At 69.4% G+C, this 14742-nt stretch carries 18 protein-coding genes; 9 read left to right on the top strand and 9 right to left on the bottom strand.

Going from position 1 to position 14742, the window contains the following annotated elements:
* Positions 1-90 precede the first annotated feature (90 nt).
* Together ACWD3E_RS27575 and ACWD3E_RS27570 are read left to right on the top strand one after the other, a co-directional pair.
* On the top strand, positions 91-639 hold the full coding sequence (locus ACWD3E_RS27575; RefSeq protein ID WP_451390258.1) for a DUF485 domain-containing protein: 549 nt from the start codon (positions 91-93) through the stop codon (positions 637-639).
* On the top strand, positions 636-2252 hold the full coding sequence (locus tag ACWD3E_RS27570; RefSeq protein ID WP_451390257.1) for a sodium/solute symporter: 1617 nt from the start codon (positions 636-638) through the stop codon (positions 2250-2252). The genes ACWD3E_RS27575 and ACWD3E_RS27570 overlap by 4 nt, the downstream gene beginning before the upstream one ends.
* Positions 2253-2257: 5 nt before the next feature.
* On the opposite strand, the gene ACWD3E_RS27565 is transcribed toward ACWD3E_RS27570, so the two are convergent.
* Entirely contained in the window at positions 2258-2536 is a 279-nt protein-coding gene (locus ACWD3E_RS27565) for a hypothetical protein (RefSeq protein ID WP_451390256.1), read from the bottom strand.
* Positions 2537-2695: 159 nt separating this feature from the next.
* Here ACWD3E_RS27565 and ACWD3E_RS27560 point away from each other — a divergent pair, with 159 nt between their 5' ends.
* Together ACWD3E_RS27560 and ACWD3E_RS27555 are read left to right on the top strand one after the other, a co-directional pair.
* Positions 2696-2872, top strand: a complete 177-nt coding sequence (locus tag ACWD3E_RS27560; RefSeq protein ID WP_451390255.1) for a hypothetical protein — start codon at positions 2696-2698, stop codon at positions 2870-2872.
* Positions 2873-2903: 31 nt separating this feature from the next.
* Positions 2904-3083 carry a hypothetical protein gene (locus ACWD3E_RS27555; protein WP_451390254.1) on the top strand — a complete coding sequence of 60 codons (180 nt, stop codon included), beginning with the start codon at positions 2904-2906 and terminating at the stop codon, positions 3081-3083.
* A 216-nt stretch (positions 3084-3299) separates the two neighbouring features.
* On the opposite strand, the gene ACWD3E_RS27550 is transcribed toward ACWD3E_RS27555, so the two are convergent.
* The 4 genes from ACWD3E_RS27550 to ACWD3E_RS27535 form a co-directional block, all read right to left on the bottom strand.
* Positions 3300-3992, bottom strand: a complete 693-nt coding sequence (locus ACWD3E_RS27550; protein WP_451390253.1) for a TetR/AcrR family transcriptional regulator — start codon at positions 3990-3992, stop codon at positions 3300-3302.
* A 63-nt stretch (positions 3993-4055) separates the two neighbouring features.
* Positions 4056-5579, bottom strand: a complete 1524-nt coding sequence (locus ACWD3E_RS27545; RefSeq protein ID WP_451390252.1) for a class I adenylate-forming enzyme family protein — start codon at positions 5577-5579, stop codon at positions 4056-4058.
* Between the two features lie 83 nt (positions 5580-5662).
* Positions 5663-6292, bottom strand: a complete 630-nt coding sequence (locus ACWD3E_RS27540; protein WP_451390251.1) for an HAD family hydrolase — start codon at positions 6290-6292, stop codon at positions 5663-5665.
* Positions 6293-6354: 62 nt separating this feature from the next.
* Positions 6355-6756: a thiolase family protein gene (locus ACWD3E_RS27535; protein WP_451390250.1), complete on the bottom strand. Its 402-nt coding sequence runs from the start codon at positions 6754-6756 to the stop codon at positions 6355-6357.
* Between the two features lie 209 nt (positions 6757-6965).
* On the opposite strand from ACWD3E_RS27535, the gene ACWD3E_RS27530 reads away from it, so the two are divergent.
* The 3 genes from ACWD3E_RS27530 to ACWD3E_RS27520 all read left to right on the top strand — a co-directional run bounded on the left by ACWD3E_RS27530 (position 6966) and on the right by ACWD3E_RS27520 (position 9896).
* Positions 6966-7850, top strand: a complete 885-nt coding sequence (locus ACWD3E_RS27530) for an alpha/beta fold hydrolase (RefSeq protein WP_451390370.1) — start codon at positions 6966-6968, stop codon at positions 7848-7850.
* 3 nt (positions 7851-7853) lie between these two features.
* Positions 7854-8675, top strand: coding sequence for an SCO6745 family protein (locus ACWD3E_RS27525; protein ID WP_451390249.1), 822 nt, complete (start codon positions 7854-7856; stop codon positions 8673-8675).
* A gap of 348 nt (positions 8676-9023) precedes the next feature.
* The gene (locus ACWD3E_RS27520) at positions 9024-9896 is read left to right on the top strand and encodes a DUF817 domain-containing protein (RefSeq protein WP_451390248.1); all 873 of its coding nucleotides are present in this window, start codon (positions 9024-9026) and stop codon (positions 9894-9896) included.
* 325 nt (positions 9897-10221) lie between these two features.
* On the opposite strand, the gene sigJ is transcribed toward ACWD3E_RS27520, so the two are convergent.
* Positions 10222-11166 (bottom strand): RNA polymerase sigma factor SigJ, encoded by a 945-nt coding sequence (sigJ, locus tag ACWD3E_RS27515; protein ID WP_451390247.1) that lies wholly within the window; start codon positions 11164-11166, stop codon positions 10222-10224.
* Between the two features lie 150 nt (positions 11167-11316).
* On the opposite strand from sigJ, the gene ACWD3E_RS27510 reads away from it, so the two are divergent.
* Positions 11317-12453, top strand: coding sequence for an LUD domain-containing protein (locus tag ACWD3E_RS27510; protein ID WP_451390246.1), 1137 nt, complete (start codon positions 11317-11319; stop codon positions 12451-12453).
* Between the two features lie 106 nt (positions 12454-12559).
* Here the strand turns inward: ACWD3E_RS27510 and ACWD3E_RS27505 are convergent, their stop codons facing one another.
* Both ACWD3E_RS27505 and ACWD3E_RS27500 read right to left on the bottom strand, forming a co-directional pair.
* Positions 12560-12967 (bottom strand): hypothetical protein, encoded by a 408-nt coding sequence (locus ACWD3E_RS27505; protein ID WP_451390245.1) that lies wholly within the window; start codon positions 12965-12967, stop codon positions 12560-12562.
* Between the two features lie 21 nt (positions 12968-12988).
* Positions 12989-13870, bottom strand: coding sequence for an SDR family oxidoreductase (locus ACWD3E_RS27500; protein ID WP_451390244.1), 882 nt, complete (start codon positions 13868-13870; stop codon positions 12989-12991).
* An 87-nt stretch (positions 13871-13957) separates the two neighbouring features.
* On the opposite strand from ACWD3E_RS27500, the gene ACWD3E_RS27495 reads away from it, so the two are divergent.
* Positions 13958-14536: a TetR/AcrR family transcriptional regulator gene (locus ACWD3E_RS27495; RefSeq protein WP_451390243.1), complete on the top strand. Its 579-nt coding sequence runs from the start codon at positions 13958-13960 to the stop codon at positions 14534-14536.
* On the opposite strand, the gene ACWD3E_RS27490 is transcribed toward ACWD3E_RS27495, so the two are convergent.
* Positions 14482-14727, bottom strand: coding sequence for a hypothetical protein (locus ACWD3E_RS27490; RefSeq protein ID WP_451390242.1), 246 nt, complete (start codon positions 14725-14727; stop codon positions 14482-14484). The genes ACWD3E_RS27495 and ACWD3E_RS27490 overlap by 55 nt on opposite strands.
* Positions 14728-14742 lie beyond the last annotated feature (15 nt).

Genomic DNA, 14742 nt, shown 5'->3' with positions numbered 1-14742 from the left:
AGGCATTCCAACCAGTCGGTATCGTGCGCGGCCACACCGAGCTTTGCCGCCCACCTCCCACGCGTCCAAGCCGCCCCGGAAGGCCATGCGATGACACGCCCCGACGACAACCCGTACCCGCACCCGCCACCAGCACTGCCGGGCTGGCCGCAGCCGCAGCCGCAGGCCGAGCCCTATGCCCACGCCCCTCGGCGCACGTCACCCGAGCGGGATCCATGGCAGGAGTCGTACGGACACTACGTCCCGCAGAACAACTCGTATGGATACGACACCTCTTCGTACGACCCCTATGGGCGGGCACCGCGGCACGCACCGTACGCACCCGAGACCGATCGGCACGGTGGCAACCTCGCCGCCCTGCGCTCGGCCTACCGCCTGCTCCGCCGGATCTCCACGCTCACCGCGCTCGGCTCCTTCGTGGTGTATGTCGTGCTGTCCTGCTACGCGCCCGGCCTGATGGGGGCCAAGATCGCCGGAGAGCTGAGCCTGGGAATGGCCCTGGGGGTCCTGCAACTCGTCGTCACCTTCGCTGCGGTCTTCTGGTACGGACGCAGCGCACAACGCTCAGTGGATCCATTGGCCCGTGCCGTCAGAGAGCGGGCGGTCCCCACCGGCCGGAACGCGGGGATCGCGAGATGAACGACTTCAGCTCCGGGACGCAGGCGACCGTCCTGATTCTGTTCACCACGCTGGTCACCGTCACGCTGCTGATGTGCGTGATGGCGGGACCGGACCGCGACGACCTGACGAACTTCTACACCGGCTACCGCTCGCTCACCCCGCTCAAGAACGGCCTGGCGATCGCCGGCGACTACATCTCCGCGGCCACGGTGCTGAGCACCACGGGCATCATCGCGCTCGCCGGATACGACGGCTACGTCCTCGCGGTCAGCACGGCCTTGTCCCTGGTGCTGCTGATGTTCCTGCTGGCCGAACCCCTGCGCAACGCCGGCCGGTTCACCATGGGCGACGTCCTGGCCCGCAACATGCCCGGACGGGCCGTGCGTGTCGCAGCCTGCGTGGTGACGCTTTCGGCGACCCTGCCGTTCCTGGTCGTCCAGCTCTCCGGGGCCGGGTCGCTGCTCACCTTCATCCTGAACATCCCGCACGTGGCGGGCGCCAGGACGGCGTGCATCGTCATCGTCGGCAGCCTGATGATCCTTTACGCGGCGCTCGGCGGCATGCGAGGCACCGCGCTCATTCAGATGATCAAGATCGTGCTCCTGCTCGGCACCAGCGTCGTCGTCGCCGCTCTGGTGCTGAACCGCTTCGACTGGAGCCCCGGAGGCGTCCTCAGAGCGGCCCAGCACGGCAGCGGCGCGGGCCCCGCCTTCCTCCACCAGGGCCTCCAGCTGGGCACCTCGGCCATGGACCGGCTGGACTTCGCCAGTCTCCAGATCACCGTGGTCCTCGGTGTCGCCTGCCTGCCCCACATCACGATGCGTCTGTACTCCGCGCAGGACGTGCCGGCCGTGCGTCGCTCCATGTCGTGGGCAGTCGGCACGGTCACCGCGTTCTGCCTGCTCGTGATCATCATGGGTACAGGCGCGGCAGCGCTGGTGGGATCGCGGTACATCACCGCGGCCGACCCGCGCGGCAGGACCTCGGTGCTCATGCTCTCGCAGGTGCTCGGCGGAGCCCCCGCTTCCGTGGGCGCGACGATTCTCTACTCGGCCGTGGCGGGCATGGTGTTCATCACCCTGCTGTCGTCGGTCGCGGGGATGACCCTGGCCGCGGCCTCGTCGCTGGCCCACGACCTGTTCGCCCATGCCGCGCTGCGGGGACGGGCCGAGCCGCGTACGGAGATGACGGTGGCGGCGTGGACGAGCGTGGCCGTGGGCATCCTTGCCATCGGGCTCTCCACCCTGGTCCAGAACTGGGACGTCGGCGTGCTGACCACTCTGGCCATCTGCATAGGGGCATCGGCGGTGGCACCCGCGCTCACGTACTCCCTGTTCTGGCGAGGATTCACGCGCACCGGCCTGCTCGCCACCCTGTACGGCGGCGCGGCCTGCGCGCTGCTGCTCATGGCACTCTCCAAGGCCGTTTCGGGCACACCGTCCGCCGTCTTCCCGAACGCCGACTTCGACCTGTTCCCCATGCAGTCCACCGGACTGGTCTCCGTCCCGTTCGGCTACCTGGCGGGGTGGCTGGGCAGCCGCTGGGACCACCGGCGCCGCCCCGCCGACAGCCGCGAGAACCGGCGGCTGTACGAGGAGAGCGAGGCACGGCTGCTCGCCGCAGCCGAATGACCACGTCACCGGAGGCGGGCTGCACGAGCGGCCTCGGTGCCGCAGCTGTAGTCCGCCCAGGGGCCCAAGTCCCGTTCGGCCATCCGGGCCACCAGGGCTGCGCCCGCCCTCGTCGGTGGTACGGGCGCGGCGCAGATGTGGTGACTCTGTTCATGGATCAGCCGCAGGGCCACAGGGCCGCCGGCGTACCGGTAGACGTCGGTGACCAGTGCGCCGGCGATCAGCTCGGTGGTGCGGGTGCGGGCGATCAGGAGTGCGACGTCGTCGCTGGGGCGCGATGGCACGAGCGAGTCGACCACCGCTTGGCAGGTCGGTTCCAACGCGTCGGCAGGGCGGGTGAGTGCTGCACATTTCGGCCGCCAACAGGTTGACCAGGTCGTCCAGTCGGGAGAGGACCTCGTCCGGCTCCAGGTCGAGGCAGGCGAGCGAGTTCCTGGGCGAGGGTGAGATCGTCCGCCTCGCAGGGTGTCCACCAGCTTGCCGAACAGCTGCCACCGCTCGCCCTTGAACCGCATCAGCTACGCACCGGCCGCAATCCGCGCCGGATCGGCGACCTCCTGGAACTACTGGTCGCCCTCGCCATCCGCGACGGCGCCGGGGAAGGTGAGGATTTCCAGTGAGCGGCATCGTGGAGTCCGCCGGGACCGAGGCGTGGCGATGTTCACCGAGCGCGGTTACACCGACAACCGGAGGCTCGGCAGACTCCTCGTGGAGGACGACGGCCCCGCGGGCTTCGACGCGCTGCGCCGCCAGTGGGACCGCGCCTGGGTACGACGCAACGCCCGGCTGCTGGAGGTGGACGAGCGGCGACGCGCCCGCCGGGTCCGATGAGCGTGCTGACCACCGTCATCGGAGGGGCGGCGCGAGCTGGGCGACTGCGGGGACGAGACGGAGGCCCGGGAGATCGTGGACGAGGTGTGCGGCATCCTGGTCCATCTGTCGGCCCCGCCCGGCTCAAACGACAGGCAGTGGCGCAGCTGCGCGTACACCATCGCCGACGGGAAGTCCTCGGCCGTCTGCTGCTCCGTGCAGCTGGATGTCGCCGGATCAGCGGTGGCCGGGGAACCGCAGGGCGTTCGCCCAGAGCCTGGTGACCGTGGACACGAGCTCCTCGAAGTCCACCGGCGTACCTTCTTCTTGCAGTTCGCCGAGCACGAATGCGTTGTAGGCCATGACGCTGACCATGCCCGACAGCGCACGGGAGGCCATCATCGGATCGAGCTCACGGTCCGCGACGCCTCGCACCTGCAGGTCGGCGATGCCGCGGGCATTGCGGCGGATGAACGCGTCAGCGCGCCGGCTTCGGAACGTACGGAACTCCGGCTCGACTTGCGCGACCTGCTCAAGCAGTGCCATCAGCTTCGCATTGCGCTTGTATGCCTCGAGATACGCCCGATTGCTCGCCTCGAGTACCGCATAGGGATCGTCGGTGCCCTCCACCCGGGCCATGCCGGGGTGCATCATGTCCTCCTGCGCCTCCAGGAGGACGGCGGCAAGCACCTCTTCCTTGTTGGCGAAGTAGGTGTAGAAGGATCCCGCCGCGCACTGAGCCTCTTTGGTGATGTCGGTCAGGCGGGTGTCGAGGTAGCCGTCCCGTTCGAACACCTTCCGCGCGGCCGTCACCAAAGCGGCCCGTGTCCGCGCTCCGCGCTTCGTCGTAGGCGGCTCGCGAAGGTGCGAGAGGGGCGCCATGGGTGGCGCCTTCTCGCCGTCGGTCTCCTCGGGCCCAGTGGTGTCCATCCCGGAAACAGTACTTGAATCCGACGCCATGGTCATAAGCCGCCTGCGCAGAAGAAAGCAGGTTCAGTGGGGGGTGGCAACATTGCCGGGAGGGGTGTCGCGGGTCAGAGCTGTACGGTCGATGGACCGCTTGAGGATCTTCCCGGTCGGGCCCTTGGGCAACGCGTCGACGAACCGGACGATGCGCGGGATCTTGTAGGCGGACAGCCGCTCTCGTGCCCAGGCCGACACTTCGGCGGCACCGAGCTCCGAACCGGGCCGGGCGGCGATGAGCGCGGCGACCTCCTCGCCGTAGTGCTCGTCGGGCACCCCGATCACTGCTGCCTCGACGATGTCCGGATGCTCGTAGAGAACTTCCTCGACCTCACCGGGGTAGACGTTGTAACCGCCGCGGATGATCAGGTCCTTGATACGGTCGACGATGCGCAGGTCGCCGTCCGAGTCGATTTCACCGAGGTCGCCGGTCCGGAACCAGCCGTCGGACGAGATGGCCGCGGCGGTGTCCGCGGGGCGGTTCCAGTAGCCGCGCATCACTGTGGGTCCCTTGATGTGGACCTCGCCGACGGTACCCGGCGGACACTCGTTGCCGTCGGCGTCGCGCACCTGAACCTTCAGCCGCGGGGCTGCCCTGCCGGTGTACCCGGTCTTGCCGCCGCGTTCGATGTCGTTGAAGGTGCCGAACGCGGTGGTCTCGGTGAGCCCGTACCCTTCGAGGATGGTGCAGCCGAAGCGGGCCTCGAAGGCCCGGGCGATCTCCCCGGGCAGCGAGGCGCCGCCGGAGACTGCGACGCGGAGCCCAGCGAAGTCCGCCGGGTTCGCATCGCCCGCCGCGTGCAGCAGAGCGTTCCACATGGTCGGTACGCCGGCCATGATGGTGAGCCCGTCGCGACGCAGCATCTCCAGCATCGACGCCGGATCGAATCGGGCCAGCAGTGACATCGAGCCGCCCACGGTCAAGGTCGCCATCATGATCGATGCCTGGCCGAACACGTGGAACAGCGGCAGTCCGGTGCCGGTTCGGTCGGCACTCGTGGCGCGACTGCACTCGGCACCGATCTCCCCGGCGGACAACAGGTTCCCGACACTGAGTTGGGCCCCCTTCGGCCGCCCCGTGGTGCCCGAGGTGTACAGGATGGCCGCGGTCTCGTCGCGGTCCCGGTCGACCACGCGGGCAGGGTCCGCACCGATGGCCGACGCGCCCGGGGACAACGTCCAGAAGGACACCTTGAGCACTGAGGCCGCCTCCGCGACAGCGGGGCCGAGGGTGTGCCATGCGATCGCCAATGAGCATCCGGCGTCGCCGAGAACGTACTCGACCTCGGCCCGGGTGGACATCGTGTTGACCGGCACCACGACGCAGCCCGCGGCCTGAATCCCGAGGTATGCCACCACGAACTCGGGCACCGACGGCGCTGCGAGCAGCACCCGGTCCCCGGGGGACAGGCCCGCGGCGGCCAGAGCGCCCGCGTACCGGAGACTCGCGTCACGCAGCTGAAGGTAGGTCCACTGATCGCTGGCGCCGCGCAGCGCGATGTTGTCGGGAGTGGCGGCCGCATGGCGGCTCACAGGATCGAAAACGCTGGTCATGGGCAGTACCTTCCGGGACGTGAGCAGGTGGCGGTGCGGGTCTCCTGCTCGCCGATCAGTTGACTTGGCCCGGCCTTGATCGGTCAGGCGGTGATCCCGAAGTGCTCGGCGAGTTGGCGGCGAGTGTCTGCGGCGCTGGTGTGCAGGACGCCCCCGATTCCGATCCGTGCCGCTCCATCGAGGTTCTGCTGCAGATCGTCGATCATCACCGCCTCCTCGGGGTCCACTCCGAGACGTTCACATGCGAACGCGTAAATCCGCCGGGAGGGCTTGCGGATCCCGACCTCGGCGGAGATGACGACCACATCGGCAACAGCGGCGAGGTCGACGCCGTCGTAGGCGCCGGTACCGAACGAATTGGATACGAGCGCCACAGGATGGCCGGCGGCACGAAGATCACCGAGCAGCGCGAGCATGTCCTGGTCGATCGTGATTCCCGCTTGCATTCGGGCCGTGAGCCCCTCGGCCGGTACGTCGGCGCCGTGGACGCGGAGACGTTCGGCGAATCCTCGCTCGAAGGCTTCGGCGTCGATACGGCCGCACTCATGGTCGGCCAGGAGGGTGCGTGATGACTGGTCCCGGCCGAGGAGGTCCAACGGCAGGCGCGGGTCGCAGCCGAGCGAGGCGCCGAAGTCGGTGAAAGCCCGCAACACACTGGAGGTGATGACACCGCCGAAGTCCACCAGGACCGCGGTTCGGGTCTTTTCCACCACGTTCGACACGGCATCCACGCCTCTCTCTCGTGATTGACTTGCAGCCGGCACGGATGCCGAGCTCAGGCGACCTCGAACAGTCCCCACAGGCCGATGTCGTCGATGGTGAGGTTGTGCTGCTTCAACAGTTTCGGAATGGCGAACACCGGGCCGATGCCCCTCTCGTCCGGCCCGCAGCCGGCAACTGTCATACCCGAGTAGACGCCCAGCGGTTCCAGGCCGCGGCGCTCGGCCTCCTTCGACTCCATCAACACCGGCGCCGGAGCGCCGTCCGACTGCAACATCGGCATGTAGATGCTCGGCTTGTGCTCGACCAGGACCTCACCTCCCTCGAGCCCGGTGCGCTGTACGGCGTGCGACAGGGCATGGGCGGCAAGTTCCTGCGCCTGGGTGTCGTTGAACGCGCCGCGGTAAGCCCTTCCGATCGGCGTCCGTGCCGTCGAAACGATGACTGCTTCCCTCATGTCACCTCCTGCGGTGCGGTGAGGGCTCGTTGACCGTCTCCCCGGGTGACCGATGACATGAGCCATGGCCGCAGAGAGACGGGAGTCGGCCTCCCGATGCGGTTATAGTTGAATTCGGCGTCATGTTCAACCAACTCCCCGGATGCTCGCAGCCTTGACAGCGCCTCTCTCCGCATGGAAGCTACCGACCAGTCGGTATGAAGAGGTGGATCGTGACCGAGCTGAGCATCTCCACCGGTGCGGGCGTGTTCGACGCGATCGCGGCAGGTCCGCCCGACGGCCGCCCGGTGCTACTGCTGCACGGCTTCCCGCAGACGGCGCTGGTGTGGCAACGACAGATCGAGGCGCTGGCCGCGCACGGCTACCGGGTGGTGGCACCCGACCAGCGTGGGTACTCCCCCGGCGCCCGCCCCCAGCGGCCCGAGGACTATCGCATCAGCCTTCTCGTCGACGACGTGGTCGCGATCACGGAGGAACTGGGCTGGGCAACGTTCGACCTGGTCGGCCACGACTGGGGAGGCGCGGTGGCCTGGTGGACCGCTGACGCCCACCCCGGCCGCGTACGCAGCCTGGCGATTGTCTCGACACCTCACCCCGGCGCTCTGGCCACCGCCCTGCGCACCGACAACGACCAGCGCAAGCGCTCGCACTACATGATCGACTGGCGCGAAACGCCCGCGACCGAAGAGCGCATGCTGGCCCACGATGCCCAAGAGCTTCGCGCCCTCTACGCCGGAAAGGTCCCGCAGGACAGCGCCGAGGCCTATGTACGGCACCTGTCCCAGCCAGGCGCTCTCACCGCTGCGCTGAACTGGTACCGCGCAGGCCGCCCCGACGGCGCGATCGGCATCATCGACGTACCCACGTTGTACATCTGGAGCACCAAGGACAGCGCGTTCGGCTCGGTGGCGGCGCAGGAGACCGGGCGGTGGGTCAACGGGCCGTACCGGTTCGAGACCCTGCGGGGCGTCAGCCACTGGGTCCCCGAGGAGGCGCCCGAAACGCTGAGCCGCCTGCTGCTCGAACACCTGCGAGCGCACGGCGAGTTCGGAACCTCAGCGAATGCCCCGCTCACTCACTCTCCGAAGAGGTGACCCATGAAGACAGCGCGCGCGGCCTGGCGCCGACTCGAGCCCGTACACGGCATGATCTACTTCGTCCCTGAGGCACGGCGACGGTACGCGGACCTCAGACTGAGCGGACGCGCAGGGTACTTCACCTCCCGGAGCGCCGCGTTCGGCCGAGCATCCGCCGAGCTGGTCATCTCGACCTTCTACAACTTCAACCCCGATTTCGTGCGGCAGGCGGTCGACGGGGCCTGGGACGCGGCGACGCCGCAACAGGTGCTGGATGCCCGGTACGCCGCGGCGGGCGAAGCCCTGCGGCGGGCGGGAATCCACGAGCTGCCCGCCCTGGACGAGGTCCTGGCGCTGACCCGCCGGGCCGCCGAGGCGGCGTGCGAACAAGCACAGGGCCGCCCGCTGTTCGCCGCGCATGCCGCCCTGCCCTGGCCGGAGGAGCCGGTGCTGCAGCTGTGGCACGCCCAGACGCTGCTCCGGGAATTCCGTGGAGACGGCCATGTCGCGTGCCTGCTGAGCGAGGGCGTCGGGGGCTTGGAAGCCCTGATTCTGCATGCCGCCACGGGTGAGGTTCCCGTCGACTTCCTCAAGGCGAGCCGCGCATGGCCCGAGGAGGAGTGGGCCGACACCCAGGAGCGCCTACGTGAGCGAGGTCTCCTCGACGGCGACTCCCTCAGTTCAGAAGGCGTCATCCTGCGCCGGCACATCGAGGACCGCACCGACCGCCTGGCCCTTCCCGCCTACGCCGCCCTGGGTGATGCCGGCTGTGACCGTCTCGCCGAACTCGCGAGCCCCTTCGGTCACGCCGTCGTCGAAGCCGGCCTCCTCAAGCTCGGCTGACCGGGCCTTTCACACCCTCCGCCTCGCGCTCGATCTGCTGCAACTGGCGGCCGTGCCTGGGGAGACGACCGTGTCCACGACAGCGAACGCACAATGACCCTGAAGGGGTCGATGAGTCGTGCCCCCCTCCCGGTCCCGAGGGTGCCGCAGGTCAGTACGCCGTTTGATCTCCCGGCTCAGCCTCAGAACTCGCCCAGTACGCCGGCACGTGCCCGGAAGTACCGGTCACCACCGACCCAGGGTGCTCGCCGCTGCTTTCGAGGACGGCCTCACGTCCGTTGGCACGGTGCGGTGACCAGCGCGCCCGCGGCAACCGGAAGAGGGCCGCGCACCGTCCTTCTTCTCACCATGCTCACTACAAAACCGGCCGGCCCCCCGGCGTCCCTGATCGGTCAGCTGCTCGAATTCACCTGGACCCAGACCCGCGCCTGCGCCTTCGCCATCGCCCTGCTGTCCGGAGTGGCAGCGTCGACACTGCTGCCACGGCTACCAGTGGCCCGTTACGACCTGCTCGTCGGCTACGGCGTGCTGCTCACGCTGCTGTTCTGGCGGCGTGGCTGGGAGAGCGGACGGGACGTCGCTGTCATCAGCGCCTGCCACGTCATCGGCCTCGCGTTCGAGCTGGTGAAGGTGTCACAGGGCTCGTGGAGCTACCCGGAACCAGCCGTGCTGAAGTTCGCGGGCGTTCCCCTGTACGGGGGCTTCCTCTACGCGGCCGTGGGCAGCTACGTCTGCCGAGCCTGGTACCTGTTCGAACTGGAGCTGTGCCGCTACCGGCCACGGGCTACGGCACTGGTGGCCGCCGGCGTCTACGTCAACTTCTTCAGCCACCACTGGCTGCCCGACGCCCGCTGGCTCCTCGCGGCCCTCCTCGTGGCCGTCACCGCGGGCACCTCCGTAAGCTTCACGGTGCGCGGGGTACGGCGAAGCATGCCGCTGGCGCTGTCGTTCGTCCTGATCGGGTTCTTCCTGTGGGTGGCCGAGAACCTCGCCACCTATGTGGGCGCCTGGCGTTACCCGTACCAGCTGCACGGCTGGCAGCCCGTCGGCGTCGGCAAGTTCGGCGCCTGGGCCCTGCTCATCAGCGTCACGTTCGTGCTCGCGGCACTCGGCCGGCCGCGGACGCCATCGCCTACCAGACCGCACTCCACCTCGAGGCCATCCTCATCTGGGCACGACGCTGACCAAAGAGACAGTAAACTCATGGCGTGGCATTCATGAGCTCTCCGCACTGCTGCTTCCTGTGATCGGAAGGCCTTGAGGGCGATGTCGGACGACGTCACCCTCCTTGGTGTGCCTGCCGCATGAACGGTCGGCAGAAGCAACCACACCGTTGACGCGGTGTTCCATCTCGTCGGCAACAACGTCCTGCGCGACTCCCTGGCCACGGTCCGCCCCCGCGGCCGGGTCTGCCAACTCGGCTTCCTCGGTGGCTTCGAGCGGCCGCCCCCGACACCGCCAGCGCGGACATCCTCAGGGACTTCGTCCTTCGGCGAAGGCAGGAGATCGCCGGGGCCGCCGGGGCGGCACTCGCGGCGGGGGACGGTCAGGACAGCTGCCACGGCTGGAGCTTGTCCGGATTGCGCACCGCCCAGATGTGCGTGATTCTGTCGTCCTCGGCGACCTCGAACGCGAACACCGTCTCGATCCGGCCCTCCGACTCGATCACCAGGCCCGGCAGCCCGTTGACGGTGCGCTCGAGGATCGTTCGGGCCGGCGCAAGCCGGGCGATCGTGAGATAGAGGTGGGCGATCCGCTCCGCACCCTCGATCGGCAGCAGGTGGGCGATGGCGCGGCCACCACCGTCGGAGATCGCGGTGGCGCCCGGGTCGAGCAGGCCGAGCAGGGCCTTGATGTCCTGCGCCTCCCAGGCCGCCTTGAACCGCCGGACGACGCTCGCCTGCCGGGTCACGTCCGGGCTCGCCTCCGCCCGCGCAGCGATGCGACGGCGGGCCGAGGACGCAAGCTGACGGCACGCCGCCGGGCTGCGGCCGACGATCTCGGCCACCTCGGCGAACGGGTAGCGGAAGATGTCGTGCAGCACGAACGCGACGCGCTCGGCCGGGGTCAACGACTCGAACACGACCAGGAAGGCCATGGTCACCGACTCGTCGAGGGTGATCCGGTCGGCCGGGTCCCCGCCGCCCGCCGCCCCGGCGATCCACTCGGCCGGATCGGGCAGCGGCTCCGGGATCCACTCCCCGACGTAGGTCTCCCGTCGACTGCGCGCGGAGCCGAGCAGGTTCAGACAGATACGGCTGGCCACCGTCGTCAGCCAGGCGCCCGGGGACTCGACGGCCTCCTGCTGCGCCCGGGACATCGCGTACCAACGGATGTAGGTCTCCTGGACGACGTCCTCCGCGTCGGCCAGAGACCCGAGCAGCCGGTAGGCGAGATTGAGCAGCTGTCGCCGCTCGCTCGTGATCGTGCCCAGGTCCGGGGCGCGTTGCTTCTCCGCCTGCCGCTGTGACTGTTCCCACGGGGTGGTCATACGCTCGCCGGCTCCCTCGTTCGCGGTCCCTCTCCATTACGACAAATCAGAGCGACGGAATGTGAGGTCGGCGGTTCGCCTCACATTCGGCGGGGCTGCGTTGTCGGACTGGGTGAAGAGGAACACCAGCCACAGGACAGGACGCCGAACATGAACGACTTCCAGGAGATCGCCGACCGCGTCGAGATCGAGGCGCTGCGCGGCGAGTTCACCGACGCGGCGATGATGCGCGACCGCGCCCGCCTCGCCGCGCTGTTCACCTACGACGGCGTGTTGCGCATGCCCAACATCCCGGTCGAGTTCGTCGGCCGCGAGGAGATCCGGACCGGAGGCGAACGCCTGCAGGCCCAGTGGGACTTCTTCGTGCAGAACAGCCACCCGGGAACGATCCGTCTCGACGGCGACACGGCCACGGGCCGCACCTACATGCAGGAGATCGCGCGGGTGCGCGACGGCCGCTCGGGCCTGAACTTCGCCGTGTACCACGACAGCTACCAGCGGACGCCGGAGGGTTGGAAGTTCGCCGAGCGGGTCTACGAGGTCAGGTACGTCGACACGACCCCGCTGCGGGGTTCCGCGCCCGGCCCCGACGCTCAGTCGCACAACTCCGGTGAGGCCTGGGACGCCGGCCTGGCCTCGGATGCCGCTGTGGCGGATGCGTCGGCCACGGGTGCGGCCGACGACTTCGGTGCACCGGCGTCCGCCGAGCGGCTGGACCGGGCGGTCGCGGCGCTGCGGGCGAACGGCTTCACCGCCGAACTGCTCGAGGACGCCGCGGCGGCCCGCGCCCGCATCAAGGAACTGATACCGGAGGGCGCGGGCGTGTTCACCGGGGCCAGCGAGACGCTTCGGCTCTCCGGCATCGCGCGGGACATCGAGGAGGGCGACCGCTACCAGGCCATCCGGCCGCGCGTGCTGAAGATGGACCGCGCCACCGAGTCCGACCAGATCCGCCGGCTGATGGCCACCCCGGACGTCTTCGTCGCCAGCGTCGCGGCCGTGACCGAGACCGGCTCGCTCGTCACAGCCTCGGGCAGCGGCAGCCAGCTGCCCGCCTCCGCAGGCGGCGCCGCAAAGGCCATCTGGATCGTCGGGGCGCAGAAGGTGGTGCCCGACCTGAGCACCGCACTGCGCCGGGTCGAGGAGCACGCTCTCCCGCTGGAAAACGCGCGTGCCCAGGCGGTCTACGGGCATCCGAGCGCGGTCAACCGTCTGCTCGTCCTCAACGCCGAGCCGCAGCCCGGGCGCGGCACTGTCCTGCTGCTGCGTGAGGCCATCGGATTCTGACATCCCGCGCGGCGGTGAGGACGCCGGGAGGCGAACCGTATCGGGGCTCGGCATCCGACCACCCGACTTGTGCGGGTGCTGCCGCGCCTGGAGCGCGTCCGGCCGATCATGCATGACGACAACCGGATCCGCGCGCATCGTCCGGGGTCTGGCCGTGCCGGCGGCGGCTGGCGGCGGTCAGGAGGAGCCTTTTACGCAGCAGCGGGGGCTTCGCACGGCCGAACATTCTGCGTTCGAGCGCCTTCAGGTCGTTGACGCGGCCCTCGACCGGGCCGGATGACCAGTCGGTGCTCATGCCGTGGACGACGGCGTCGAGGTCGGGGAGCAGTCCGGCGGCGAAGCCGACCAGGCCGGCCTGCTCGTCCGCGGAGACGTCGGCGATCCAGTGCCGCAGCCGGCCTCCTTCGCGGTTGGTCATGACGGTCGCGAAGGTGCGGACGTGGTCTGCGGCGGCCGTGAGCTCGGCAGCGTGCGGCAGGCCGACAGTTGGAACGGAGCGGCCGGACATAGTCACGCCGTGTTCTGTCGAAACCCGTCAGGGCTGAATGTTCTCCAAGTCCTCGAGGAGGCCGGAGTGCGTCGGCTGCCACCCGAGGGCATCGCGGGTGTGGGCGCTGGACGCCGGCTGGTCCATGGCGAAGATCGGGCCGAACGGGCCGAAGTCTTCTTGCGGAACCTCCTGGACCGGCAGGCCCAGTCGTCGGCCGATGACTGTCGCAATGTCCCGCACCGCGTCGCCCTCGTCGCCGACGGCGTGCCAGGACGTCCCCGCCGGTGCAGACTCAAGGACCAGACGGAACAGGACCGCTGCGTCGAGCGCGTGCACGGCCGGCCAGCGCTGGGTGCCGTCGCCCGGGTAACCGGACACCCCGGTGCGGCGCGCTGCATCGACCAACAGGCCGGCGAATCCGCCCTGACCCTCGTTGTGGACCGTGCGCGGCATGCGGACAGCCATGCTGCGCAGACCGCGCGAGGCGAGATCGAGCAGTGCTGTGACCGAACGGCCTCGACCGCCCACCGGTCCGTCGGTCGGCAGCGGATCGGCTTCGGTGGAGGCGCGCCCCGGCACCCAGGGCGTACCCGAGACCGTGACGATCGGGCGGTCGCTCCCGATGAGTTCCTGCCCCATCGCAGCGAGAGCGGCGCTCTCCTCGGCGATGGCCTGCGCGAGCGAATTCGGACTGCTGTAGTCGCGTCCGAACGCCAGACTGATCACGCCGTCGCACTGTGCAGCGCCGGACCGCAGGAGGTCGAGATCCGCCAGGTCTCCTCGCAGCACCTTGGCACCCGCGCTCTCGAGGGCCTGCGCGGAGCCGTCCGAGCGAGCCAGTGCGAGAACCGTGTGGCCTTTGCCGAGCAGTTCAGCGACGACGGCGGAGCCGATGGTGCCGGTACCGCCGGTGATGAAGACGCGCATGAGCCCTCCCTCAAGTGATGGGACCATTGTCCCATCACTGACCTTACACGGTGACGGGACAGGTGTCCCATCACCTATTCTGGTCTCATGGCTAGATGGCAACCGGGGGCGACCCAGCGACTCGTCGTTGCGGCCGTCGACCTGTTCACCGAGCAGGGGTACGACGCCACCACGGTGACGCAGATCGCCGAGCGCGCCGGCGTCACCAAGAGCACCTTCTTCCGACACTTCTCCGACAAGCGAGAGCTATTGGTCGCCGGCCAGGAGACGCTCAGCAGGCTGCTCGCCGACGGCATCGCCGAGGCGCCTGCGAGCGCCAGCCCGCTCCAGGCGGTGGCAGCCGGTCTCGAGCGCGCATCCAGCGCCATGGGGCCGGCCAACCGCGAACTCGGCCCCCGCCTCAAAGCGGCCGTGGCAGCCAGCACCGAACTTCAGGAGCGCGACGCCCTCAAGAGCGTCGGTCTCGCGGCCTCCATGACAGCCGCGCTCATCGCCCGCGGTGTCCCCGACCCGACTGCGCATCTCGCGGGCGAGCTGGGAGTCCTCGCGTTCAAGCGGGGCTACGCCCAGTGGTCCGAAGGCGATCGTGACGACACGGAAGGGCTCGCGCCTCACGCACTGGCAGCCCTGGAGGACCTGCGCGCGGCAACTGCGTCGTTGGGCTGATCGATGCCACCTGGCTGTTCGCCTACGGAGCACGGCCGGGCGCCCGGACCCTCGGCTCCGGGGTGCCCGGTCAGCCAGGCCGCGAACAGGTCGGAGGTGCGGTCGGGCAGGACGTCCATGCCCCGGCCGGCCTCGGCGTCGACCAGCACGGTGCCGTAGGGGCAGCCCTTGCGGAAGGCGAACTCATCCACCCCCAGCAGCCGCGG

Source organism: Streptomyces sp. NPDC002676 (assembly GCF_053592455.1).
Note: the sequence above shows the minus strand (reverse complement) of the source record. Positions and strands in the feature narration are given on the sequence as shown.

Bases quoted from the DNA above. Each gene is read 5' to 3' on its own strand.
- ACWD3E_RS27575 (WP_451390258.1), top strand. From the start codon at position 91: ATGACACGCCCCGACGACAACCCGTACCCGCACCCGCCACCAGCACTG.
- ACWD3E_RS27570 (WP_451390257.1), top strand. From the start codon at position 636: ATGAACGACTTCAGCTCCGGGACGCAGGCGACCGTCCTGATTCTGTTC.
- ACWD3E_RS27550 (WP_451390253.1), bottom strand. From the start codon at position 3,992: ATGGACACCACTGGGCCCGAGGAGACCGACGGCGAGAAGGCGCCACCC.
- ACWD3E_RS27545 (WP_451390252.1), bottom strand. From the start codon at position 5,579: ATGACCAGCGTTTTCGATCCTGTGAGCCGCCATGCGGCCGCCACTCCC.
- ACWD3E_RS27535 (WP_451390250.1), bottom strand. From the start codon at position 6,756: ATGAGGGAAGCAGTCATCGTTTCGACGGCACGGACGCCGATCGGAAGG.
- ACWD3E_RS27525 (WP_451390249.1), top strand. From the start codon at position 7,854: ATGAAGACAGCGCGCGCGGCCTGGCGCCGACTCGAGCCCGTACACGGC.
- ACWD3E_RS27520 (WP_451390248.1), top strand. From the start codon at position 9,024: ATGCTCACTACAAAACCGGCCGGCCCCCCGGCGTCCCTGATCGGTCAG.
- sigJ (WP_451390247.1), bottom strand. From the start codon at position 11,166: ATGACCACCCCGTGGGAACAGTCACAGCGGCAGGCGGAGAAGCAACGC.
- ACWD3E_RS27510 (WP_451390246.1), top strand. From the start codon at position 11,317: ATGAACGACTTCCAGGAGATCGCCGACCGCGTCGAGATCGAGGCGCTG.
- ACWD3E_RS27500 (WP_451390244.1), bottom strand. From the start codon at position 13,870: ATGCGCGTCTTCATCACCGGCGGTACCGGCACCATCGGCTCCGCCGTC.
- ACWD3E_RS27495 (WP_451390243.1), top strand. From the start codon at position 13,958: ATGGCTAGATGGCAACCGGGGGCGACCCAGCGACTCGTCGTTGCGGCC.